The organism is Brevundimonas sp. LM2 (assembly GCF_002002865.1).
Lineage (GTDB): Bacteria > Pseudomonadota > Alphaproteobacteria > Caulobacterales > Caulobacteraceae > Brevundimonas.
This window is the reverse complement of record NZ_CP019508.1, coordinates 652,038-674,234: the sequence shown is the minus strand read 5'-3', so window position 1 is coordinate 674,234 and position 22,197 is coordinate 652,038. Positions and strand designations below refer to the sequence as shown.

Sequence of the window (22,197 nt, the reverse complement as noted above, 5' to 3'; positions counted from 1 at the left end):
GGCGAAAGCCGGCGGCGACCCCGAAGGGCCGCCGCGCTTCCGTCGTCAGCAGGTCAGGCCGGCGGTGATGCCGCAGGTCCAGCCCAGGTACCAGGTGTCGGCCGCGTTGCGGACGGCGCCGATGTAGGGCGTCGCCACGAAGAACGAGTAGACCGTGCTGGCGTTGACCGGGGTCACGGCCGTTTCGTTGGCACCGTTGATGAAGGCCAGCGACTGGTTGGCGATCGTCGTGCCCGTCGTCGGGGCCGTCAGGGTCGACGTTCCGGCGGCGGTGTTGTTGGTTCCGCTGGTGAAGGCGGCGGCGGTGCCGGCCACGGCGGCCGTCGCATACGGCGTCGAGCAGGCGAAGAACACCGAGGTGAAGGTCGGCGTGCTGGTCAGGGTGTCGGCGCTGTTGATGTCCAGGCAGGCCGAGACCGAGGTCGTCGGGTTGGTGAACACCGAGTTCAGGATCGTCGCGTCGGTGCCCGAGTCCAGACGGATGAGCGAGTCGGCGGCGACCGCGGCGTTGCGGCCGACGATGGTGAAGTTCGAGACCTTCGGTTGCGACAGGTAGCGCGTGGCGTAGGGCGTCGTGGTCGGCGCGGCCGACCATTCGAAGCCGCGGCTTCCGCCCGTGCCGGTGGTCGCACGCTGGGTGACGATGCCGAACTGAGCCCCACCGCGCCAGCCGGTGTCGGTGTCCAGGCCGTCGTCGTCGGCGCCGTTGATGACCAGATAGGTCAGGTTGGCGGTGCCGCCGAAGATCTCGATGCCGTCATCCGAGCTGTTGTAGACCTGGATGTGGCTGAGGGTCGTGCCCGAACCGGTGCCGGCCAGGGTCAGGCCCTGCAGTTCGTTGCCCGGCGAGACTTCGAAGCCCGAGTATTTGATCTGGACGTAGCGCAGACGGCCCGAGGTGTCGCCGGCCGTGTTGCCGCCGTAGGAGACCGACAGGCCGCCTTCGACGGTGCCCGTGCAGGTCACGGGGGCGGTCAGCTGGCAGTTCGCCTGGGGCGCGCGGCCGGCCAGGATGATGCCGCCCCACTGGCCTTGCGAGGTGTCCGTCGTGGTGCCCTCAACATTCTGGCGGCTGGTGAAGATGATCGGGTTGGTCGAGGTGCCCTCGGCGAACAGCTGCGAGCCGCGGTTGACGACCAGCGCGTCGCCGCCGCCCGAGGCGAACACGCGCACGCCCGGATCGATCGTCAGGATGCCCTGGGCGCCGCCGGCGCCGTCGATGCCGCGGTCGACGCCGACCTGGGTGGCGCCGGCGATGGCGTAGATGGTGCCGGCGCGGACCGACAGGCCGAGGTTACCGGTGATGACGGGGGGCAGCTGGCAGGCGCGCAGGGTGCCGCCGGCGACCAGGCCGATGTTGCTCAGGCCGCTCGGGCAATCCGCGGCGGGCGTGCCGTTGCCGGGGGTCGGGGTGGTCGGGGTGGTCGGGGTGGTCGGGGTGGTGGGCTGGCCGAAGTCGCCTTCGCCGGGGGACGCCACTTCGGCGGATCCACAGGCGGCCAGCGCCATCACGGCCGTACCGGCCATCAGTACCTTGGTCAGACGAAGCATCGGGCAGTCCCTCGCGTTGAAATGTCTGGTTGCCACGCGTCCGGACGACACAATTCCAGCAACCCCGACGGCGGCTTTAAGGCGCGTTTGCGATGTGTCGGTGACAGAAAATCGACGCATTATTACAGTTGCTCCGAATACGGAGTGAGTATCGCCCGTGTGTCGCGCGAGTGTTTCGCCGCTGTCATAGACGTGGGACCCCGCGCCCCGAAAGGCGCGGAGGCCCGGGCGGTGTGCTCTGAGCGCCTCAGATCGCGTCAAACGCCGGACTGTCGCCCCGTCACCACGACGTCCACCCGACCGGCGCCGCGCGTGCGGGTCAGGCGGCTGGTCACCACCTGGTCCACGGCCCCGACCGTGACGGAGGTGGTGGTGCGGAAATGGTCGGAGGTGAAGCCGGTGGCCGCGGGCGGGGCGCCCGCCGCCGCCAGATCGGCCTGGGTCAGGTATCCCACCTGCGCCCGGCGGGCGATCAGGGCGCGGGCGGACTCGGGATCGTTCAGCACCAGGGCCAGCAGCGACTCGCCCACCGTGTTGAGGTTCAGCCGCGCCGCCGACGGCAGGATCACCACGAAGGGGGACAGCCGCGCCAGTTCGTCCGGCGTGATCCCGGCGGCGAGCAGGAGCCGGTCGTCCGACAGCGGCCCGGCCACCCGCACCACCGTGGCGATCCGGATCAGGCTTTCGGGAGCGACGCCGGCGGCCGCGCCGATCCGCTGGAACAGATCGATGGGGCCCGCCTCCCCGCCCACCATGGCATTCAGATTGAACCGGGCCTGTTCGTCCTCGATGGCCAGGGCGAAGCGGCCGCTCGGGACGGCGACCGAGGTCTGGGACAGGGCCGCCCAGGGCTCGGTCAGGTTGTCGGTCCCCGCCGCCACGATACCGTCCCGACGCAGGCTGGTGATGGCCGACAGTTCGCCGGCGCGGGCATAGGCCCCGGCCTGGGCCACGTCGCGCAGACGGGTGCTGCGCTGGATCTCGAGGTCCTGGCCCGCGACCATGATCAGCACGGTCACACTGGCCATGGCCACGACCAGCAGCACGTTCAGCAGGATCATGCCTTCGCGGTCGGACCGGCGCGCCATCGGGATCGTCTCCTGCGAGGCGGACTAGCCCCGACGCCCATCGGCGGCAAGCCCGTCTTTCGGCTTGAGCCCACGGCGCAATCCGCTAGTTTGCCCCGGCTTCCGCGGGCGTGATGTAGTGGTAGCCTGAAAGCTTCCCAAGCTTTTCGTGCGGGTTCGATTCCCGCCGCCCGCTCCATCTTCCCAGCTTCGGTGCCCGGGGGCGCTCTCCGCAGACGGCCGCAGGCGGGCCCTTCGCCCCCGGATGACGAAGTCGTGCATTGTGCGTCCGGGCCGGCCGGGTCTCCATGAGGGGGACAGCGCACGCCTGCCGACGGGACGCACGAGGACGACATGCTGCGAATGATCCTACCGTTCTGCGTTCTGATCGCCGTCGCGGGGTGCGCGCCGGCCCCCGCGCCGACGCCGGGGCAGGCTGCGATGCCGACCGACAGCCGGAGATGTTTCGCCGGCGACAGCGCCTTCGTGATCTCGCGCGCGGGCACCGCCCCTGTCTATCTGCGCGTTCGGACGGGCCAGACGCTGGAAGTCGCCGCCGACGACGCCTGTGTCCAGGGCGGACCGGATACCGAGATCAGGGTCCGCGCCCTCGGGCCCGAGGGTGGCAGTCTCTGCGTCGGCGACAGGGTCACCCTGGAGGTCGCCAGCGCATCGGTCATCGCGCGGACGTGTCGAGCGACGATCACACGCATGGTGCCCGAAGACGCGGTCGCCGGCCTGCCCAATCGCGTCCGCCCCTGAGGCGCGGGTCCCCCCGGGGACCCGGCCGGATCGGGCCTACTCGCGCGAGACCGACACCCCGCGCCGCTCGAGCAGGGCCTGGACGCTGTCCTCGCCCGCCAGGTGGGCGCTGCCGACCGCGATGAAGACTGTGCCCGAGCCCGCCAGCAGGGTCTCGATCTGCTGGGCCCAGTCGACGTTCCGGCGGACTAGCAAAGCCTGATAGATCTCTTCGGACTCCGTGCGCATCTCGTCGACGCCCAGGCGTTCGATACTGGCGACGTCGCCGCTCGCCCAGGCCTCGACCAAGGCGTCGAGCTCGGCCGTGGCATCCTCGACCTCCTCCAACGTCGCGCGCAGGAAGTCGAGCTGGGTCTCCTCGGACAGGCCGGCGAGGATGGAGACCTGTCTGTCGATCGTCTCGAAGCCCGTGACCGGCTTGCCCGCCGCCTCGGCCCGCGCCTTCAAAATCAGCTCGACGCCCGACTTGGGATCGTAGCCGGCCTTCAACAGGGGGGCGACGGACAGCGACAGGGCCACCAGCCAGGGCCGGAGCGGGTCCAGCTGGGCCGCGCGCGCGCCGATCGTCTGGGCCGCCGCGTCGAGGCGCGTCAGCTCCTCGGGGGTCAGCAGGCTGGACAGGGGCCGATCGGGGGAGAGGCCGTATTGCTGAATCAGGGGCTGGATCGCGGCCTGGTCGTCCGGGTTCAAAATCTCGAGCACGACGCGCTCGGCGCCGTCGAAGGCCGCGTCGACCTTGGCCGACCCCCAAGCCGTCTCCGGGCGCAGCGCATGGACGGTGCCGAACAGATAGAGGGTGGAGTCGGCGTCGCGCACGACCCACAGGGCCGGGCCCTGGCCCTGGGCCGGGACGACGGCGCGCGGCGCGGTCACGGGGGCCGGGGCGGCGGGGGCCGCGGCCGCCTGGGCGAAGGCCATGTCGGGCGAGATCAGCAGGCTGGCGGCGAGGCCGAGGCCGAGCGCCGTGCCGGCCGTCCGCTGGGCGATCCGCGCGGTGGAGGATTTGAGGCGAGACAGGAAGGTCATGGCGATTTCCTTTCGAAGCGAGGGAAGAGTGGGGAGGGCGATCGAAGGCGTCAGTGGATGCCGCGCCGCGCCGAGGCCGCGATCGAGGCGACCAGGTAGACCGCCATCAGGATGCCGATCAGACCCCAGCCGCTGATCGTGGCCACCAGGCCCAGGCGTTCGGCGGCGGCATAGAGGAACAGGGCGGTCTGCAGGACCCAGAAGGCGATGACGCTGGTATCGGCCATCACCCGACGCAGCATCTCGTCGGCCGCGCGCCACAGCATCAGATTGGCGACGGTCTGGATCCCCAGGATCACGACGATGCCGGCGAAGACGACGTCCGGCGAAACAGAGGCCGGGGCATACATCGGGGCCAGAAACAGCAGTCCGGCCAGCATCAGGACCACGACCTGAAGCAGGCCGCATCCGCGCGGGACGGTCGAGGGCCGGAGCACCAGGGTGATGGCGCTGAGGACGCCGACGGCGATCAGGGCCACGGCCATGACCACGGCCAGGCTGTCGCTCCACGACCGGCCCTCGAGCACGTCCACCAGGCTGTAGCCGGTGACGGCGCCGACCGCCGCGAGCGCCAGCCCACCCAGAAGCTTGACCGCGATGGACGGGAGGGAAGGATCAGACCGGGACGTCATGCGGAGGCTCCTTCGTCGGAAAAGATGGACTCGATGGGTTGTTCGAAAACGCGAGCGATCTTGAAGGCGAGCGGCAGGGACGGATCGTAGCGACCGGTCTCCAGGGCGTTGACGGTCTGGCGCGAGACGCCGAGGGCCGCGGCGAGGTCCGCCTGGCTCCAGCTCCGCTCGGCGCGCAGCACCTTGAGACGATTGTTCATGACCCTACCGCCGCCTTAGCCACCACGCCGCCCAAACGATGGTGTAGCCGAGCATCATCAGCAGCAGCATCCCGAAGGCGCCGGTGATGGCATAGGCGGCGGGGTCGGTCCGGTCGGGAAGCACCGAGACCACCGGCACGGCGATGCCGGGCGTGGCCGCCACGATCAACCCGACCCCACCGACCGCCATTCCGGCGGTCCCGCCCCAGTACCAGGCGGCCTTGTGCGCCTCGCGCGCGGCCTCGTCGATGTGGCGGAACCAGACGAGGCCGATCCCGAAGGCACCGATCATGATCACGACGGCGAACGGCACGACCACTGCCAGCACCGCCTGATCGCGCGAGATCGCTCCCCGGGACGCGAAATAACCAGCCGCGAATGCGCCGATGACCACCGCCGCAGCGACCGCGGTCAGCCCGATCGCCGACCAGCGAAGCAGGCCCAGAAGCTTGCGATCCACGACAATTTCCTCCGCTCGAAGACAAGGAGGCTTTACTAGGCTGGCGGGCTGGATGTCAAGCGACCTTGTCCACCTCCGTCAGGAGGAGCCGCGCCGGTCCGTCAGGACCGCCGCGCCCGGATCGGCGGCCAGGTCGGCGCGGGTGATGGTCCGCAGCGCCGGCTCCACGGGCGAGATCAGCGGGAGATCCTTGCCCTCGTGATCAACATGCAGGTCTTCGAATCGCCGGGCCGAGACCATGACCTGGCTCTCCAGCGAGCCGACGAACTGGTTGTAGCGCCCGACCGCCGCCCCGAGCGATTCACCCAGCTTCACGGCATGGCCGCCCATTACCGACAGCCGCTTGTAGAGCTCCTTGCCCAGCTCGGCGACCTTTCGGGCGTTCTGCGTCTGCTCTTCGGCCCGCCAGCCATAGGCGACCGCCTTGCACATGGCGAACAGGGTCGAGGGGGTGACAAGGACCACGCCGGACATCATCGCCTGGCTCATTAGATCAGGATCGTGGTCCAGGGCGGACGACAAAAAGGCGTCGCTGGGCACGAACATGGCGACGAAGTCCGGACTGGGCTGGAATTGCTCCTGGTAGGCCTTGGCCGACAGCTGGCGGATATGGGTCCGCATGCTGGCGAGGGTGCGCAGGGCGGCGGCCTTGCGCTGGGCCTCGTCATCGCCGTCGGCCTCGTCGGGGAAGGCCAGCGGCACCTTGGCGTCGATCACGAACATCCCCCCGCCGGGCATCTTGACGATGAAGTCCGGCCGCATCTGGCGGCCCTCGTCATTGGCGCTGGACGACTGTTCGTCGAAGTCGAACCGGCCCGCCATGCCGGCCGCCTCCAGCACGTTGCGGCAGGTCTGCTCGCCCCAGCGTCCGCGCCGGCCGGTGTTGCCGCGCAGCACCTCGGTCAGGCGCTTGGCCTCGTCGCGGGTGGCGGTGGAGGCGATCATCAGGGCCGACAGCTGCTCCTTCAGACTGCCCGTCTCCTCGGCCCGGGCCTTCTCGAGCGCCGCGACCTGGGCCTCGAACTTGACCAGGGTGTCGGCGACCGGCTTCAGCTGCGCCTCCATGCGCAGCCGGGCGGCGCGGTCCTGGGCCTGGAAGGTCTCGGTGGCGCGCGACACCATCTGGTCGGCGACGACCTGGGCCGACTGGGCGGCCTGAACCTTCAGGAATTCGCCCATGGTGACGCGGCTGTCCTCGATCAGGGCCATCTTGTCGTGCGCCAGGGCCACCAGCCCCTTGGCCGCCTGCCAGCCGAGAAAGGCCCATACGAAGCCCCCCGCGAGGACGGCGACGATCACCAGAAGGACGATGGACAGCGTGTTCATGCTCCGTTCCTAGCCGGAGTCGCGGGCCTCGGAAAGCCTGCCCGGCGAGTCGATGCGTCGTGCGGAGGCCGGTCGAAAGGGGGCGAGAAATTCACCGGTCCTGAACGGTTGACGGCTAAGCTTCGCCGCCATGAACACCGCCACACTGCCTGTCGCCTCGCCTCAAGATCCGGATAGCACGGCCATCGCCATGGCCGCTCTGCACAGCTCCGGGGCGGGCTGGTGGCGCGTGCGGGACACCGAGACGGCCTGGTGGTCGCCGCGGATGTACGATCTGTTCGGCCGGCCGCGCGAGGCCGGGGTGCCGACGATCGCCGAGCTGTATCGCCTCTATCACCCGGACGACGCCAATCTGGCGGCGCGGGGCTTCATGACCCTGTTCGCGTCGGACGCCCCGGTGACGCTGCGCTACCGCGCGGTGCATCCCTCGGGTGAGGTTCGCCACCACCTGACCTGGGGTCGGCGCCAGCGCCCCGACGCCAAGGGCGAGATCTGGCTGGTCGGCATGGTCCTGGATGTGACCGATCATCTGGAGGACAGCGTGCTGTTCGAGACGGAGCGGGCCTTCAGCTTCGTCGCGGGCCACACCTCCGACATGGTGGTCCGACACCAGACCGGCGTGGGCCTGACCTATGTGTCGCCGGCGTCCCGGACCGTCCTCGGCTATGCGCCCCGGGAGATGATCGGCCGCATGCCCGGCGAGTTCGTCGTGCCAGAGGACCTGGAGCGGATCCGCGGCCTGCTGCACGAGCGGATCGCGCGCGGCGAGGCCGTCTCCGCGACCGGCTACGAATATCGCGGCATTCACAAGGACGGCCACGAGGTCTGGCTCGAAGCCAATCCCAGACTGGTCTTCAACGGTGCCGGAGAACTGGCGGAAGTGGTCGACGTCGTGCGCGACATCACGGCGCGCAAGACGGTGGAGGCCGAGCTGCACGCCGCCCGTTTCGCGGCGGAGGCGGCCGCCCGGGCCAAAAGCGAATTCCTCGCCAACATGAGCCATGAGCTGCGGACGCCTCTGACGAGCATCGTCGGCTTCGCCGCGCTGGTCGGCCAGAACGGGACGCTGCCGGACAAGGATCGCGCCTATCTGGATCTGATCCGCAGCGCTGGCGAGACCCTGCTGACCGTGGTCAACGACATCCTGGACTTCTCCAAGCTGGAAGCCGGGGCCATGGCCCTGGACCTCGCCCCCTTCTCGACCGAGGGTCTGGCGAGCGGCGTGATCGCGTTGTTGCGGGATCAGGCGACGGAAAAGGGTCTGCGCCTGACGCTGGAGGCCACCGAAGACGTCCGGCTGATGGGCGATGCGTCGCGGCTGCGCCAGGTGCTGCTGAACCTCGTTTCGAATGGCATCAAGTTCACCGACAGCGGCTCCGTGGTGGTCGCGCTGCGCACCGAGGTCTGTCCGGCCGGCCGTACGGTGCTGGTGGGCCAGGTATCGGACACGGGCGTCGGCCTGGCCGCCGATCAGATCGAGCGGGTGTTCGAGCGCTTCACCCAGGCCGACGGCTCGGTGTCGCGCCGCCATGGCGGCACCGGGCTGGGTCTGGCGATCTCACGCCGCCTGCTGGAGATGATGGGCGGCGAGATCTCCGCCCGGAGCGAGCTGGGGTGCGGATCGACGTTCAGCTTCCGCGTTCCCCTGGACCCGGCCGGTCCGCTGGCCGAGACGGCCAGGGCGCCGGACCTTGAGATGCCGCAAGGCCATTTCCGCCTGCTGCTGGCCGAGGACAATCCGGCCAATCGCGCCCTGATCCAGGCCCTGCTGTCCCCCTTCGACATCGCGCTGCATATGGTGACGGACGGGTCGGAAGCGGTGGAGGCCGTGTCGACGGGCGACTACGACCTGGTGTTGATGGACATGCAGATGCCGGTCATGGACGGGCCCGCGGCGGCGCGCGCCATCCGGGCCCTCGACGCCCCGCGCTGCCACACGCCGATCGTCGCCCTCAGCGCCAATGTCCTGCCGGACCAGGTCCATCAGTGCCGCGCCGCGGGCATGCAGGCCCACGTCGGCAAGCCCATCGATCCCCGGGAACTGGTGGCCGCGATCTCGGCCCATGTCCGACCGGAAGCGGCGACCGCCGCGGCCTGACGGCCGCGACGGCGCGCGTTGGGATCAGCCGACGGGGAAGCCCCGGACCTTCAGCAGGGCCGTCACATCGACGTCGCGGCCCCGGAAACGGCGATAGGACTCGCCCCTGTCCGTCGTATTGCCGGGGGCCAGGATGATCGACTTGAAGCGCGCGGCGATGTCCGGATCGAACACGTCGCCCGACTCCTCGAAATAGGCCCAGGTGTCGGCGTCCATCGTCTCGGACCACAGGTAGCTGTAGTAGCCGGCCGAATAGGCATCGGACGTGAACAGGTGGTTGAACTGCGGCAGACGGTGCCGCATCACGATCTCCCGAGGCATGCCGATGCGGTCCAGCGAGGCCTTCTCGAAGGCGTCGATGTCGGTCGGCGGCGTGGCCTGGGTGTGCAGGTCCATGTCGACGATGGCCGAGGACAGATAGCTGACCGTGACATAGCCCTGGTTGAAGGTCGCCGCCGCCTGGATCTTGTCGACCAGGGCCTGGGGCATGGCTTCGCCCGTCTCGTAATGCTTCAGATAGCCGTCCAGGATCGGGCGGCTGAGCACCCAGTGCTCGTGCACCTGGGACGGATATTCGACGAAGTCGCGCGGCGTGTTGCCGTACGACGGATAGGTCACGGTCGAGCTCAGATAGTGCAGGGCGTGGCCGAATTCGTGGAACAGGGTCTCGGCGTCGTCGAGCGAGAGCAGCACCGGCTGGCCGGGCTCGGGCTTGGTGAAGTTGTTGTTGTTCGACGCCAGGATGACCTTTGACCCGTCCAGCTTCGAGAACGACCGGTAGGTCGTCATCCAGGCCCCCGAACGCTTGCCCGGACGGGCATAGTCGTCGGTGTAGTACAGGCCGATCAGACGGCCCGAGGCCTTGTCGCGGACCTCATAGGTGGCGACGTCCGGCTCGAAGACCGAGACCGTCCCGGTCGGCTGTTTGGTGAAGGTGAAGCCGTACAGCCGCTCGGCCATGTGGAAGGAGCCGGCGCGCACCGCGTCCAGCTCGAAATAGGGCTTCAGCTGGTTCTGATCGAGATCGTATTTCGCCTTCCGCACCTTCTCGGCGAAATACAGATAGTCCCACGGCTCGATGTCGAAGCCGGCGATCGCGCGCATGTCGGCGACCTCCTCGGCGACCCGCGCCTTGGCCGGGGCCCAGACCCGGTCCATCAGCGACTGGGCGGCCGCCGGGGTCTTGGCCATAGTGTCCTGCATCCGCCATTCGGCATGGTTGCCGTAGCCGAGCAGCCGGGCCCGCTGCTGACGCAGACGCACGATCTCGGCGATCGTCGCATTGGTGTCGTTGGCGTCGCCATTGTCGCCCCGGTTGACGAACTTTTTCCAGACCTGCTCGCGCATGGCCCGGTCGTCGGCGAAGGTCAGGAAGGGGTCCACGCTGGAGCGCGTGTTCATGATCACCCAGCCGGAGACGGACTTGGCCCGCGCGGCGGAGGCGGCGGCCGCCTTGTCGGACGCCGGCAGACCGGCGACCCCGGCCTCGGTCGGGACCACGGTCCAGGCGTTCTCGTCGGCCACGACCTTCTGGCCGAAGCGGGTGAAGGCGGCCGACAGCGCGGTGTTGATGCGCCCCAGCTCGGCCTTGCCGGCCGCGTCCAGATTGGCGCCCGATCGGACGAAGGCGTCGCGGCGGCGTTCGGCCAGGCGCTGCTGTTCAGCGTTCAGGCCGGCGGGGTTGTCGGCCACCGCCTTGATCCGCTGGAACAGGGCGTCGTTGAAGGTGATCTCGTCCGACGCTGCCGACAGCAGGGGCGACACCTCGGTGTCCAGCGCGTCCCACGCCGCGCCGCCGATGTTCGAGGTCATCACGCCATACAGGTTGGTCGCCCGGTCCAGCGGCTCGCCGGCCAGCTCCAAGGCCACGATCGTATTGGCGAAGGTCGCCGGTTCGGGGTTGTCGGCGATGGCGGCGATATCGGCGCGCTGGAGATCGATACCCTCGACGATCGCTTCGCGCAGGGCGGCCGGGGTCACCTTCTCCCACGGCGGCGTGCCGTCGAAGGGGCCCGTCCAGGGCTGGAGCAGTGCGGCGCGCGGGGCCTGGGCCGCCAGCACGGCGCGCGCCGTCTCCGCTTCACTGACGGCGCTGGCACCGGCGGTGTCCATGGCGGCCGTCGCGCATCCCGTAAGAGCCATCAGGCTTGCGCCTCCCACGAGGAGCTGGCGTCTGTGCATCTGCGTAATCCATACATAAATCAACGTTCTTTCAATATGTTAGAGGGATTTCGCGCGAACGTCACGGGACAGACCGGAATCACGTTGGACGAAAGCACACGCTGCGGCTACAGGCCGCTGCATGGCGATAGGCGTGTTCGACAGCGGCGTGGGTGGCCTGACGGTGCACCGGGAACTGACCCGGCGCTTCCCGCAGCGGGATTTCGTCTATCTGGCGGATCAGGCCCATGCCCCGATCGGCTCCAAGAGCGGCGAGGAGATCGTCGACATCACCCGCAACGGCTGCGAGCGGCTGTTCGAGGCCGGGGCCAGCGTCATCGTCCTGGCCTGCAACACGGCGTCCGCGGTCGCCCTGCGGCGGCTGCAGCAGACCTGGGTGCCGGAGGCGAGCGCGCGCCACGGACGTCCGGTCAATGTGCTGGGCATCATCGTGCCGACGATCGAGGCGGCGACCGGCCTGCCCTGGACCTATGAGGCCGAACGCGACGAACGGTTCGGCGGCGACAAGGTCGAGGCCATCGATATCACCGGTGTCTTCTGCACCGCCGCCACGGCCATCAGCCGGGTCTATGAGATCGAGATCGACAAGCGCCGTCAGGACCTGGCGGTCTTCTCCGAGCCCTGCCCCGGCCTGGCGGGCCTGATCGAACTGGGCGCGCCGACCGAAGAACTGCGGGTCGTGATCGCCGACCACGTCGACGCCCTGCGTCGCCGGATCGGCCGCCACCCGGACACGGCCATCCTGGGCTGTACCCACTATGAGATCGTCGCCGACCTGTTCGCGGCCGCCCTGCCGGAGGGGACGACCCTGATCCATCAGCCCAGCGCCGTGGCCGACGCCCTGGACCGCTATTTCGCCCGCCATCCGGAATATGCGCTGGGCGACAGCGGGCGGCGCGCCTTCCTGACGACCGGCAAGACCGGCCCGCAGTCGGACATGGTCAGCCAGTTCTGGGGCGCGCCGCTCGCCTTCGAGGCGGCTTAACCCGCGAGCGCGGTCTCCGAGGCCACGATGCGGCTGGCCGCGTGGACGACGGCGCCGATGCGCAGGGCGGTCTGGATCTGGGCGGCCGGAACGCCGTGCTTGCGCAGCTCACCCTCGTGGGCGTCGAGGCAGGCCCCGCAGCCGTTGATGGCGCTGACGGCCGTGGACCACAGCTCGAAATCCATCTTCTCCACGCCCGGATTGGCCAGGATGTTCATCCGCAGCCGCGCCGGCAGGGTGGTGTATTCGTGGTTCTTCATCAGGTGCAGCGAACGATAGTAGATGTTGTTCATGCCCATGATGGCGGCGGCGGCCTTGGCGGCCGTCAGGGCCTCGGGCGACAGCTTCTCGGCGGCGGCCGCCTCGATGGCGCGGACGACGGGGGCCACGCCCACGGCATGGGCGGAGGCGAGGAAACATCCCCATTTCTGCTGGTCGTTCAGCACGGCTTCGGAGGCCAGCGACGACAGGTTGAGCGAGATGTCCTTGGCATAGGCGGGCATCAGGTCGCGCAGAGAATCGATCGACATGGAAAATCCTTGGATGCGGGTGAAGAAAAGGGCGGCGGCGAGATCGCCGCCGCCCTTGCTTGAGTGTGCCGAGTTCGGCTGGCCTAGGCGGCCAGCGTCTCGCCGCCCACCGGGCGGTTGCAGGCGCACAGTTCGTCGGTCTGCAGCGCGTCGACGACCCGCAGGGTGTCGGCCGGGGCGCGGCCGACGTTCAGGTTGGTGACGTAGACGTGCTGGATCACGTTGTGCGGATCCACGACGAAGGTGGCGCGCAGGGCGACGCCTTCAGCCTCGTCGAGCACGCCCAGGGCGCGGGCCAGCTTGCCGCCGTTGTCGGCGAACTGCCAGATCGGCAGCTTGCTGAGGTCGGCGTGATCGCGGCGCCAGGCCAGTTTGACGAACTCGTTGTCCGTCGAGCCGCCGAGAACGACCGTGTCGCGGTCTTCGAAATCGCGCGCCAGCGAGGCGAACTCGGCAATCTCGGTCGGGCAGACGAAGGTGAAGTCCTTCGGATAGAAGAAGATGACCTTCCACTTGCCTTCGAACGAGTCGTTCGTGACGGTCTCGAAGGCCGAGACGCCGTTTTCTTCGTGGCTGTTGAAGCCCGGCTTGACGCCGATGACTTTGAATTGGGGCAGGTGTTCGCCGACGCCGAGCATGGATGTATCCCTTCGGTAGGCCGCGAGGGCCGTTTTGTCTGATGATGATCGCATGGGGAGACGCGATCGGGCGGTCCTTGCGCCATCACACAGCAGAAGTCAAAGCGCTACGGCGCCGCACTGACGATAGATTCCGTTTATGATACTGCCATAGCCTCAACCTATCGAGCAGAGAACTTTTATCGATTGGCTTTGGGGTGGGCAAGCGGCTTACGGTGGAGCCAACGCAACCCAGGAGGCCATCATGGACGGCGAAAGCGCACCCACCCCTCTGCACAATCCGAAGAAGGAGCCCGCCGCGAGGCGCGCCCTGCTCGGACGCACCAACCGCGACTGGTGGCCCAACCACCTCGCGGTCGACATCCTGCACCAGCAGGGCAAGACCGGCGATCCGTGGGGCGACGAGTTCGACTATGCGGAAGCCTTCCAGTCGATCGACTACGAGGGGCTGAAGCGCGACCTCACCGCCCTGATGACCGACAGCCAGCCCTGGTGGCCAGCGGACTATGGTCATTACGGCCCCTTCTTCATACGCATGGCCTGGCACTCGGCCGGCACCTATCGCACGGCCGACGGGCGTGGCGGCGGCGGCGCGGGCCAGCAGCGGTTCGCCCCGCTCAATTCCTGGCCGGACAACGGCAACCTCGATAAGGCCCGCCGCCTGCTGTGGCCGATCAAGCAGAAATACGGTTCCAAGCTGTCCTGGGCCGACCTGATGATCCTGGCCGGCAACGTCGGCATCGAATCGATGGGCGGACCCGTCTTCGGCTTCGGCGGCGGTCGCGCCGACGTCTGGGAGCCCGAGAAGGACGTCTATTGGGGCACCGAGGAGAAGTGGGTCGGCGAGGAGGGCAATGAGACCCGCCACCAGCCCGACAAGGACATGGTGCTGGAGGAATCCCTGGCCGCCATCCAGATGGGGCTGATCTACGTCAATCCGGAGGGCCGCAACGGCGTGCCCGAGGCGCTGCAGTCGGCGCAGGACATCCGCCTGACCTTCGAACGCATGGGCATGAACGACGTCGAGACCGCGGCCCTGACCGCCGGCGGCCATACCTTCGGCAAGGCCCACGGCAACGGTGACGCGTCCAAGGTCGGCATCTCGCCGGAAGGTGCCGACATCGCCCAGCAAGGCCTCGGTTGGGTCTCGGGTCACGAGAGCGGCATGGGCGACCATACGATCACCTCGGGCATCGAGGGCGCATGGACGCCGACGCCGATCACCTGGGACATGACCTATTTCGACATGCTGCTGGACCACGAGTACGAACTGGTCCGCAGCCCCGCCGGGGCCAAGCAGTGGCAGCCCGTCGGCAATCCGCCAGAGACCCTGGCCCCGGCCGCCCATACGCCGGGCAAGCGCGTGCCGACCATGATGACCACGGCCGACATGGCCTTCAAGGTCGACCCGGACTACCGCAAGATCATGGAGGCCTTCCGCGCCGATCCGGCCTATTTCGGCGACCAGTTCGCCCGCGCCTGGTTCAAGCTGTGCCACCGCGACATGGGGCCGAAGATCCGCTACCTCGGCCCCGAGGTCCCGGCCGAGGACCTGATCTGGCAGGACCCGATCCCGGCCTCCACCGGCCAGCTCAGCGACGCCGACGTCAGCGCGCTGAAGGACCGGATCGCCGCCTCCGACCTGTCGATCGCCGATCTGGTGCGCACCGCCTGGGCCTCCGCCGCCACCTACCGCGCGTCAGATCACCGCGGCGGGGCCAACGGCGCCCGGATCCGGTTCGAGCCGCAGCGCAGCTGGGCGGTCAACGAGCCCGCCAAACTGTCGCGCGTCCTGGCCGTCTATGAGGACATCAAGGCGTCCTCGGGCCTGGACGTCTCGATCGCCGACCTGATCGTCCTGGGCGGTTCCGTCGGGATCGAACAGGCGGCCCGGGCGGCCGGCCACGACATCGTCGTGCCCTTCACCTCCGGCCGGACCGACGCCCTGGAAGAGCAGACCGACGCCGACAGCTTCAAGGTGCTGGAACCGCGCGCCGACGGCTTCCGCAACTATCTGCAGGTGCGGTTCAACGTGCCGACCGAGGAGCTGCTGATCGACCGCTCGCACCTGCTGGGCCTGACCGCCCCGCAGATGACGGTCCTGGTCGGCGGCCTGCGCGTCCTGGGGATCAACCACAACGACTCCAAGGAAGGCGTGCTGACCGATCGTCCGGGTCAGCTGACCAACGACTTCTTTGTCAACCTGATGGACATGAAGACCGCGTGGAAACAGGTCGACGACCATTCCGACGAGACCTTCGTCGGGACGGACCGCGAGACGCACGAGACCCTGTGGACGGCGACGCGCACCGACCTGGTGTTCGGGGCCAACTCCCAACTGCGCGCCCTGGCCGAGATCTACGCCTCGGCCGACGCGGGCGAGAAGTTCGTCAAGGACTTCGTCAAGGCCTGGGTCCAGGTGATGGAGAACGACCGCTACGACCTGAAGTCGGCGCGGATCCGGGCCGAGAAACTGGCGGCCTGACGCCTTGAAGCCCCGCCCCGGCATCGCCGGGGCGGGGTTTTCATAAGCGTGATTGATCGGCTTTGCTTCGTACCAAGCCAGAGCCTATGCTTACCCCATGCTCCCCACGCTTCGCCAACTGCATTATCTGACCCTGCTGGCCGAGCATGGATCCTTCAGCCGCGCGGCCGAGGCGGCGCTGGTCAGCCAGCCGGCCCTGTCCGCCGGGGTCCAGGAACTGGAGAAGGTGCTGGGGGCCCCCGTGGTGGAGCGCACCCGGGGCGCCGTTCAGCTGACGGCGGTCGGGGCCGAGGCCTGTCGTCGCGCCGAGGACGTCCTGGCCCGCACCGAGGATCTGGTCGAGGCGGCGCGCAATGCCGGACGGCCCCTGTCGGGCCGACTGAGACTGGGCATCATTCCGACCGTCGCGCCCTTCCTGCTGCCCGCGACCCTGCCGGGGCTGAAGGCGGCCTATCCGGCCCTGCGCCTGTTCATCCGCGAGGACCTGACGCCGCGCCTGATCGCCGCGCTGAAGGCGGGCCAGCTGGACTGCGCCGTGATCGCCCTGCCCTTCGACGCGTCGGGCATCGAACACGCCCACATCGGCGACGACGAGATCCTGGCGGCCGCGCCGGCCGGCCACCCCCTGGCCGCGGTCGGCGACATCCAGCCCGGAGCCCTGAAGACCGAGGACCTGATCCTGCTCGAGGACGGCCATTGCCTTCGCGATCAGGCGCTCGCCGGTCTGGACATGGAAGCCCCGCGCGGGGAGGACGTCTTCGCCGCCACCTCCCTGCACACCCTGGTGCAGATGATCTCGTCGGGCCTGGGGGTGTCGTTCCTGCCCGCGATGGCGGTGCGGGCGGGTCTGGCCGACGACAAGGGCGTGGTCATCCGCCATTTCGCCGCCGAGGCCCCGAAGCGCGAGATCGTCGTCGCTTGGCGCGCCGGATCCAGCCGGGCGGCCGAGGCGCGGCTGCTGGCCGAGGCGATGCGGCTGGACTGACATTGCCGAAAAGACATTAGGCCTGGAGCGGAAGACGCGGCATCAACCCGGAGAACACCGTATTTTCGGAAGCCGCGATGAAGACCCCTGCCCTCCTGACCGCCGCCCTGCTGCTGTGCGCCGCGTGCGCGCCCGTGACCCAGGGCGGAGCCCCGCTGGCGCTGCCGCCGGGTCTGGCCGAGACCGCCTCCGTCGGGACCGTGCATGTCTCGACCGGATGGGTGGACGTCACCGACGATTTCGCCGCCACCTTCGCCGACGAGGTCGATGAGGAGATGCAGGCCTGCGCCTATGGCACCTATCCCCTCGACCTGCGCATCCATGTCGAGGAGGTCCGCCGGGCGGGACGCGTCCAGATGGCCCTGACCGGCGAAGGCGAGCACGAGATCCGGGCCGTGGCCGAACTGCTGGATCCCCGCCGGAACGAGATCCTGGGACGCTATCCGCTGGTCGTCCGGGTCGACGCGGGCGGTCGGCTGGCCGGGGTGCTGGGCGACCGGCAGATGATCGCCTCGGAGGCCTTCGGGCGGGCCCTGTGCGACGCCGCCTTCAGCCGCAATCCCCGGCGACCCGGCCCGCACAACGCCACCGCCGGCTGAGGCCATGAACGAAAAAGGCCCGGCGCGCGCTCGCGGCCGGGCCTTCAACGGTCTCGGTGACGGGCCTTAGCCGGCCAGGTTACGCAGCACGTAGGGCATGACGCCGCCGGCCTTGAAGTAGTCGAGTTCGGTCTGGTTATCGATGCGGCAGCGGACCGGGAAACGGGCCATCTTGCCGTCCGACGGACGGAAAAGCTCGACCCACAGGTCCTGACGCGGGCGCAGCTTGCCGACGTTGACGTCGGACAGGCCACGAATGGTGACGATCTCCTCGCCGGTCAGGCCCAGCTTGGACCAGCCGTCCGCCTTGAACTGCAACGGCACCACGCCCATCCCGACCAGGTTGGAACGGTGGATCCGCTCGTAGCTCTCGGCGATGACGGCGCGGACGCCCAGCAGGCGCGTGCCCTTGGCCGCCCAGTCGCGCGACGAGCCTGTCCCGTATTCCTTGCCGGCGAAGACGACCAGCGGCCGCCCCTCCGACTGGTAGCGCATGGCCGCGTCGTAGATCGACATCGTGTCCTGCGACGGAAAATGCTTGGTCACGCCGCCCTCGATGTCGGGCGTGATCTTGTTGCGGATGCGGATGTTGGCGAAGGTGCCGCGCATCATCACCTCGTGGTGGCCCCGGCGAGCCCCGTACGAGTTGAACTCCGCCGACTCCACGCCGCGGCCGGTCAGGTACTGGCCGGCGGGCGAGGTCGTCTTGATCGAACCGGCCGGAGAGATGTGGTCGGTCGTGATGGAGTCGCCGAAGATGGCCAGGACGCGGCCCTCGACGATGTCGGTGACCGGGGTCGGCTCCATCGACAGGCCCTCGAAATACGGCGGGTTGGCGACGTAGGTCGAGGTCTCGTCCCAGGCGTAGGTCTGGCCGCCTTCAAGCGCGATGGCCTGCCAGTGCTCGTCGCCCTTGAAGACGTCGGCATAGCGTTTGGCGAACATGGCCGGGGTAACCGACTTCTTCTGGATGGAGGCGATCTCGGCCGAGGTCGGCCAGATGTCCTTCAGGAAGACGTCGTTGCCCTTCTTGTCCTGACCGAGGGGCTGGGTGGTGATGTCGATCCGCATCGATCCGGCCAGGGCATAGGCCACGACCAGGGGCGGCGAGGCCAGGTAGTTGGCCTGGACGTCGGGGTTCACCCGGCCTTCGAAATTGCGGTTGCCGGACAGGACGCTGGTGGCGACCAGGCCGTTCTCATTGATCGTGGCCGAGATGGCCGGATCCAGCGGGCCCGAGTTGCCGATGCAGGTGGTGCAGCCGTAGCCGACCAGGTTGAAGCCGAGCGCGTCCAGCTCCTTCTGCAGGCCGGCGGCGGTCAGATAGTCGGTGACGACCTGCGAGCCGGGAGCCAGCGAGGTCTTGACCCAGGGCTTGGTCTTCAGACCCAGTTTGTTGGCCTTCTGGGCCACCAGACCGGCGGCGATCAGGACCGACGGGTTGGAGGTGTTGGTGCAGGAAGTGATGGCGGCGATCACCACGTCGCCGTCGCCGAGGTCGAACGTCTCACCGGCGACCGGCATGCGCGGGGCGTCGATCGGGCGGCTGAACACTTCGCCCAGCGCCGTTTCGAACGAGGGCGCGGCGACGTCCAGGGCGACCTTGTCCTGGGGCCGTTTGGGGCCGGCCAGCGATGGGACGACCGTGGACAGGTCCAGTTCCAATACGTCGGAGAAGACCGGGTCTTCCGAGGTCTCGTCGATCCACAGGCCCTGGGCCTTGGCATAGGCCTCGACCAGGGCGACGCGCGCCTTGTCGCGGCCCGTGGCGGTCAGATAGCCGATGGTCGCGGCCGAGACGGGGAAGAAGCCGCAGGTGGCGCCGTATTCAGGGGCCATGTTGGCGATGGTGGCCTGGTCCTCGATCGTCATGTTCGGCAGGGCGTCGCCGAAGAATTCGACGAACTTGCCGACCACGCCCTTCTTGCGAAGCATCTGGGTAACGGTCAGCACCAGGTCGGTGGCGGTGGTGCCCTCCGGCAGACGGCCGGTCAGTTTGAAGCCGACGACCTCGGGGATCAGCATCGGGATCGGCTGGCCCAGCATGGCCGCCTCGGCCTCGATGCCGCCCACGCCCCAGCCCAGAACGGCCAGGCCGTTGATCATGGTGGTGTGGCTGTCGGTGCCGACCACGGTGTCGGGATAGGCGACGGTCGCCTTGCCCTCGGCCAGGGTCCAGACGGTCTGGGCCAGGTTCTCAAGGTTCACCTGGTGGCAGATGCCGGTCCCGGGGGGCACGACGCGGAAATTGTTGAAGGCCGACGAGCCCCAGCGCAGAAACTTGTAGCGCTCGATGTTGCGCTCGTATTCGCGCTCGACGTTCTGGCCGAAGGCCTGCGGCGTGCCGAAATTGTCGACCATGACCGAGTGGTCGATGACCAGATCGACCGGCACCAGCGGGTTGATCTTGGCGGCGTCGGCGCCGAGCTTGGCCATGGCGTCGCGCATGGCGGCCAGATCGACCACGGCGGGCACGCCGGTGAAGTCCTGCATCAGGACGCGGGCGGGGCGGAAGGCGATCTCGTGCTCGACCGCGCCCTTGTTCTCGATCCAGGCGGCAATGGCCTTCAGGTCGGCCTCGGTGACCGAGACGCCGTCCTCGTTGCGCAGCAGGTTCTCCAGCAGCACCTTCATCGAGCGCGGCAGACGGTCGATCCCGTCGAGACCGGCTTCCTGCGCGGCCGGAAGGCTGTAATAGGCGTATTTCTTGCGTCCGACCGCCAGGTCCCGGCGGGTGGAAAGGCTGTCGACTGACGGCATGGGAGTTTTCCTCTGGTCAAAGCCGCCCGAACATCCGGTCGCGCCGTCTCGCGGCAAACGCTGGGGCGCACAGGTCCCCAACGCGCGCGGCGACAGCCTGCTGCGGCGACGCTGGCTATAAACGCCGTCTGCGGGCGCGTCCATGTATCCACGGTGGCCGTAGGGACATTGAGAACGGGTCGCAACGAGCCGGCGACATGATCACGGCGCTGACGATCTCCGACCTGGCCCTGACGCGGGGCGAGCGGACCCTGTTCCGCGCCCTGGATCTGTCCCTGGCCGGCGGAGAGGCCGTCGCCCTGACGGGCCCCAACGGCGCGGGCAAGACCAGTCTGCTGCGCGCCATCGCCGGCTTCCTGCGCCCCGAGGCGGGCGACATCCGCTTCGGCGGGATGGACGGCGAGACGATCGAGGCGGGCGAGGCCCGGGCGCATCAGGTGCATATGCTCGGCCATCTGGACGGGCTGAAAAGCGGGCGGATCGCGCGCAACGAGCTGATGTTCCAGTCGCAATGGCTGGGGCGCAGCCACGACGGCATCGCCGAAGCGATCGAGACGTTGAGGCTGAAACCCCTGCTGGACCTGGAGGTGCGCAAGCTGTCGGCCGGTCAGAGACGCCGTTTGGCCCTGGCCCGGCTGATTGGATCGCCCCGCGCCCTGTGGCTGCTGGACGAGCCGCTGAGCCCGCTGGACGCCGGCTGGCGCGCGGCCGTGGGGGCGATGATGGCCCGGCATCTGGCGGGGGGCGGGCTGATCCTGGCGGCGGTGCACGATCCCCTGCCGATCCCCGCGCGCGGCTTCGACCTGGGGGCGAGACCATGAGCGCGGTCTCGGTCCTGTTCCGGCGCGAACTGGCCCTGGCCTGGGGCGGGGGCGGCGGGCCGCTGCTGGCCTGCGGCTTCTTCGCCTGTCTGACCACCGTGGTGCCCCTGGCGGCCGGCGGCGATCCGGCGGTGCTGAAACCGGTGGCGGCGGGGATCGCCTGGCTGGCCCTGGCCCTGGCCTCCCTGCTGTCGCTGGAGCGGTTGTTCGAGCGCGACCTGGACGACGGGGCGCTGGATCTGCTGGCGACCGGCCCCCTGCCGCTGGAGGTGGTGTTCGCGGTCAAGGCGGTCAGCCAGTGGCTGGCGACCGGCCTGCCCCTGGCCCTGACGGCCCCGGTGGCGGCCCTGGCCCTGGGCCAGTCGATCGAACTGGCCCCATTGACGGCTGTTGCGGCCCTGATCGGCGGGCTGGGGTTCGCCTTCACCGGGGCGTTGGGCGCGGCCCTGGCCCTGGGGGCCAGGCGGGGCGGCCTGCTGATCGCGGTGGTCGTCCTGCCGCTGTTCATCCCGCCGGTGGTGTTCGGATCCGGCGCGCTGGACCGGGCGGCGGCGGGGCTCAGCCCGATGGCGGCCCTCGCCCTGCTGACCGCCTATGTCCTGTTCGCCATGGTCATCGCCCCCCCGGCGGGCGCCGCGGCGATCCGCAGCGCCCAGGGATAGTCGACCTAGCGCGCGGCGTAGGCGCTCAGCGTCTGCGTCAGACGGGCGTGCTCGCGTTCCGTCATGCAACGCGGCGCGGTCCAGGTCTCGCGCGCGGTCCGGGCGCGCAGGGCGTCGTCGGCGCTGACGAAGACCGGACGGGTGCCGAAATCACGCTGGAAGGAGGCGCGGGTCGCGGCGTCGGTGGCGCACAGCATGACCACGCGCTGAGCGCGCTCCGGGGCTGGGGTAGGCGCAGGCGATTGCGCGAAGGCGGGGACGGAAGCCGAGGCGGCAATGGCGGCGACGGCGGACAGGATAGCGAAACGATTCATGGCGGGCTCCTCCCGATGACCTGAAAAGTGTCAGGGTTCGGAGCATTAATGCGCTCGTTTTCGGCTATGTAAAGAAAATACGACAACTGCGCGCAGTGCGGACGAAACAGCGCAG

20 protein-coding genes and 1 tRNA gene are annotated in these 22,197 nt (G+C 68.9%); 9 read left to right on the top strand and 12 right to left on the bottom strand.

The genetic code is table 11. The features are described from left to right. Positions 1 to 45: 45 nt before the first annotated feature. Both BZG35_RS03370 and BZG35_RS03365 read right to left on the bottom strand, forming a co-directional pair. The gene (locus BZG35_RS03370; RefSeq protein WP_077354360.1) at positions 46 to 1,551 is read right to left on the bottom strand and encodes a hypothetical protein; all 1,506 of its coding nucleotides are present in this window, start codon (positions 1,549 to 1,551) and stop codon (positions 46 to 48) included. A gap of 257 nt (positions 1,552 to 1,808) precedes the next feature. Continuing rightward, entirely contained in the window at positions 1,809 to 2,639 is an 831-nt protein-coding gene (locus tag BZG35_RS03365; RefSeq protein WP_077354359.1) for a general secretion pathway protein GspK, read from the bottom strand. 104 nt (positions 2,640 to 2,743) lie between these two features. Between BZG35_RS03365 and BZG35_RS03360 the strand changes: the two genes are divergently transcribed. Together BZG35_RS03360 and BZG35_RS17505 are read left to right on the top strand one after the other, a co-directional pair. Continuing rightward, positions 2,744 to 2,817: transfer RNA gene (locus BZG35_RS03360), tRNA-Gly, on the top strand. Between the two features lie 155 nt (positions 2,818 to 2,972). After that, a complete protein-coding gene (locus BZG35_RS17505) occupies positions 2,973 to 3,380 on the top strand; it encodes a hypothetical protein (RefSeq protein ID WP_150125910.1) in 408 nt (135 codons plus the stop codon). A gap of 36 nt (positions 3,381 to 3,416) precedes the next feature. On the opposite strand, the gene BZG35_RS03350 is transcribed toward BZG35_RS17505, so the two are convergent. The 5 genes from BZG35_RS03350 to BZG35_RS03330 all read right to left on the bottom strand — a co-directional run bounded on the left by BZG35_RS03350 (position 3,417) and on the right by BZG35_RS03330 (position 7,024). Then, positions 3,417 to 4,406 (bottom strand): TraB/GumN family protein, encoded by a 990-nt coding sequence (locus tag BZG35_RS03350; protein ID WP_077354357.1) that lies wholly within the window; start codon positions 4,404 to 4,406, stop codon positions 3,417 to 3,419. A gap of 50 nt (positions 4,407 to 4,456) precedes the next feature. Then, positions 4,457 to 5,038, bottom strand: a complete 582-nt coding sequence (locus tag BZG35_RS03345) for a hypothetical protein (protein ID WP_077354356.1) — start codon at positions 5,036 to 5,038, stop codon at positions 4,457 to 4,459. Further along, positions 5,035 to 5,238 (bottom strand): helix-turn-helix transcriptional regulator, encoded by a 204-nt coding sequence (locus tag BZG35_RS03340; RefSeq protein ID WP_077354355.1) that lies wholly within the window; start codon positions 5,236 to 5,238, stop codon positions 5,035 to 5,037. The genes BZG35_RS03345 and BZG35_RS03340 overlap by 4 nt, the downstream gene beginning before the upstream one ends. A 4-nt stretch (positions 5,239 to 5,242) precedes the next feature. Further along, entirely contained in the window at positions 5,243 to 5,698 is a 456-nt protein-coding gene (locus BZG35_RS03335) for a hypothetical protein (protein ID WP_077354354.1), read from the bottom strand. Between the two features lie 78 nt (positions 5,699 to 5,776). Continuing rightward, positions 5,777 to 7,024 carry a DNA recombination protein RmuC gene (locus BZG35_RS03330; protein ID WP_077354353.1) on the bottom strand — a complete coding sequence of 416 codons (1,248 nt, stop codon included), beginning with the start codon at positions 7,022 to 7,024 and terminating at the stop codon, positions 5,777 to 5,779. Between the two features lie 130 nt (positions 7,025 to 7,154). Between BZG35_RS03330 and BZG35_RS03325 the strand changes: the two genes are divergently transcribed. Beyond that, positions 7,155 to 9,122 carry an ATP-binding protein gene (locus BZG35_RS03325; protein ID WP_077354352.1) on the top strand — a complete coding sequence of 656 codons (1,968 nt, stop codon included), beginning with the start codon at positions 7,155 to 7,157 and terminating at the stop codon, positions 9,120 to 9,122. 24 nt (positions 9,123 to 9,146) lie between these two features. On the opposite strand, the gene BZG35_RS03320 is transcribed toward BZG35_RS03325, so the two are convergent. Next, positions 9,147 to 11,303, bottom strand: coding sequence for a M3 family metallopeptidase (locus BZG35_RS03320; RefSeq protein WP_077354351.1), 2,157 nt, complete (start codon positions 11,301 to 11,303; stop codon positions 9,147 to 9,149). A gap of 121 nt (positions 11,304 to 11,424) precedes the next feature. Between BZG35_RS03320 and BZG35_RS03315 the strand changes: the two genes are divergently transcribed. Further along, complete coding sequence (locus tag BZG35_RS03315) at positions 11,425 to 12,288, top strand: glutamate racemase (RefSeq protein WP_077354350.1); 864 nt, start codon at positions 11,425 to 11,427, stop codon at positions 12,286 to 12,288. Here BZG35_RS03315 and BZG35_RS03310 read toward each other — a convergent pair. Then, on the bottom strand, positions 12,285 to 12,818 hold the full coding sequence (locus BZG35_RS03310) for a carboxymuconolactone decarboxylase family protein (RefSeq protein ID WP_077354349.1): 534 nt from the start codon (positions 12,816 to 12,818) through the stop codon (positions 12,285 to 12,287). The two genes, BZG35_RS03315 and BZG35_RS03310, sit on opposite strands and share 4 nt — an antisense overlap. Positions 12,819 to 12,901: 83 nt before the next feature. Next, entirely contained in the window at positions 12,902 to 13,456 is a 555-nt protein-coding gene (locus tag BZG35_RS03305; protein WP_077354348.1) for a peroxiredoxin, read from the bottom strand. 244 nt (positions 13,457 to 13,700) lie between these two features. Between BZG35_RS03305 and katG the strand changes: the two genes are divergently transcribed. The 3 genes from katG to BZG35_RS03290 all read left to right on the top strand — a co-directional run bounded on the left by katG (position 13,701) and on the right by BZG35_RS03290 (position 17,525). Further along, the gene (gene katG, locus BZG35_RS03300) at positions 13,701 to 15,941 is read left to right on the top strand and encodes a catalase/peroxidase HPI (RefSeq protein ID WP_077354347.1); all 2,241 of its coding nucleotides are present in this window, start codon (positions 13,701 to 13,703) and stop codon (positions 15,939 to 15,941) included. Between the two features lie 97 nt (positions 15,942 to 16,038). Further along, positions 16,039 to 16,926 carry a hydrogen peroxide-inducible genes activator gene (locus BZG35_RS03295; RefSeq protein ID WP_077354346.1) on the top strand — a complete coding sequence of 296 codons (888 nt, stop codon included), beginning with the start codon at positions 16,039 to 16,041 and terminating at the stop codon, positions 16,924 to 16,926. Positions 16,927 to 17,003: 77 nt separating this feature from the next. Further along, the gene (locus BZG35_RS03290; RefSeq protein ID WP_077354345.1) at positions 17,004 to 17,525 is read left to right on the top strand and encodes a hypothetical protein; all 522 of its coding nucleotides are present in this window, start codon (positions 17,004 to 17,006) and stop codon (positions 17,523 to 17,525) included. 66 nt (positions 17,526 to 17,591) lie between these two features. Here BZG35_RS03290 and acnA read toward each other — a convergent pair whose 3' ends face one another. Next, positions 17,592 to 20,285: an aconitate hydratase AcnA gene (gene acnA, locus BZG35_RS03285; protein ID WP_077354344.1), complete on the bottom strand. Its 2,694-nt coding sequence runs from the start codon at positions 20,283 to 20,285 to the stop codon at positions 17,592 to 17,594. Positions 20,286 to 20,482: 197 nt separating this feature from the next. On the opposite strand from acnA, the gene ccmA reads away from it, so the two are divergent. Together ccmA and ccmB are read left to right on the top strand one after the other, a co-directional pair. Continuing rightward, positions 20,483 to 21,106 (top strand): heme ABC exporter ATP-binding protein CcmA, encoded by a 624-nt coding sequence (ccmA, locus tag BZG35_RS03280; protein ID WP_077354343.1) that lies wholly within the window; start codon positions 20,483 to 20,485, stop codon positions 21,104 to 21,106. After that, positions 21,103 to 21,768: a heme exporter protein CcmB gene (gene ccmB, locus BZG35_RS03275; protein ID WP_077354342.1), complete on the top strand. Its 666-nt coding sequence runs from the start codon at positions 21,103 to 21,105 to the stop codon at positions 21,766 to 21,768. The genes ccmA and ccmB overlap by 4 nt, the downstream gene beginning before the upstream one ends. A 5-nt stretch (positions 21,769 to 21,773) precedes the next feature. Here ccmB and BZG35_RS03270 read toward each other — a convergent pair whose 3' ends face one another. Beyond that, on the bottom strand, positions 21,774 to 22,082 hold the full coding sequence (locus BZG35_RS03270) for a hypothetical protein (RefSeq protein WP_077354341.1): 309 nt from the start codon (positions 22,080 to 22,082) through the stop codon (positions 21,774 to 21,776). Between the last annotated feature and the right edge of the window lie 115 nt (positions 22,083 to 22,197).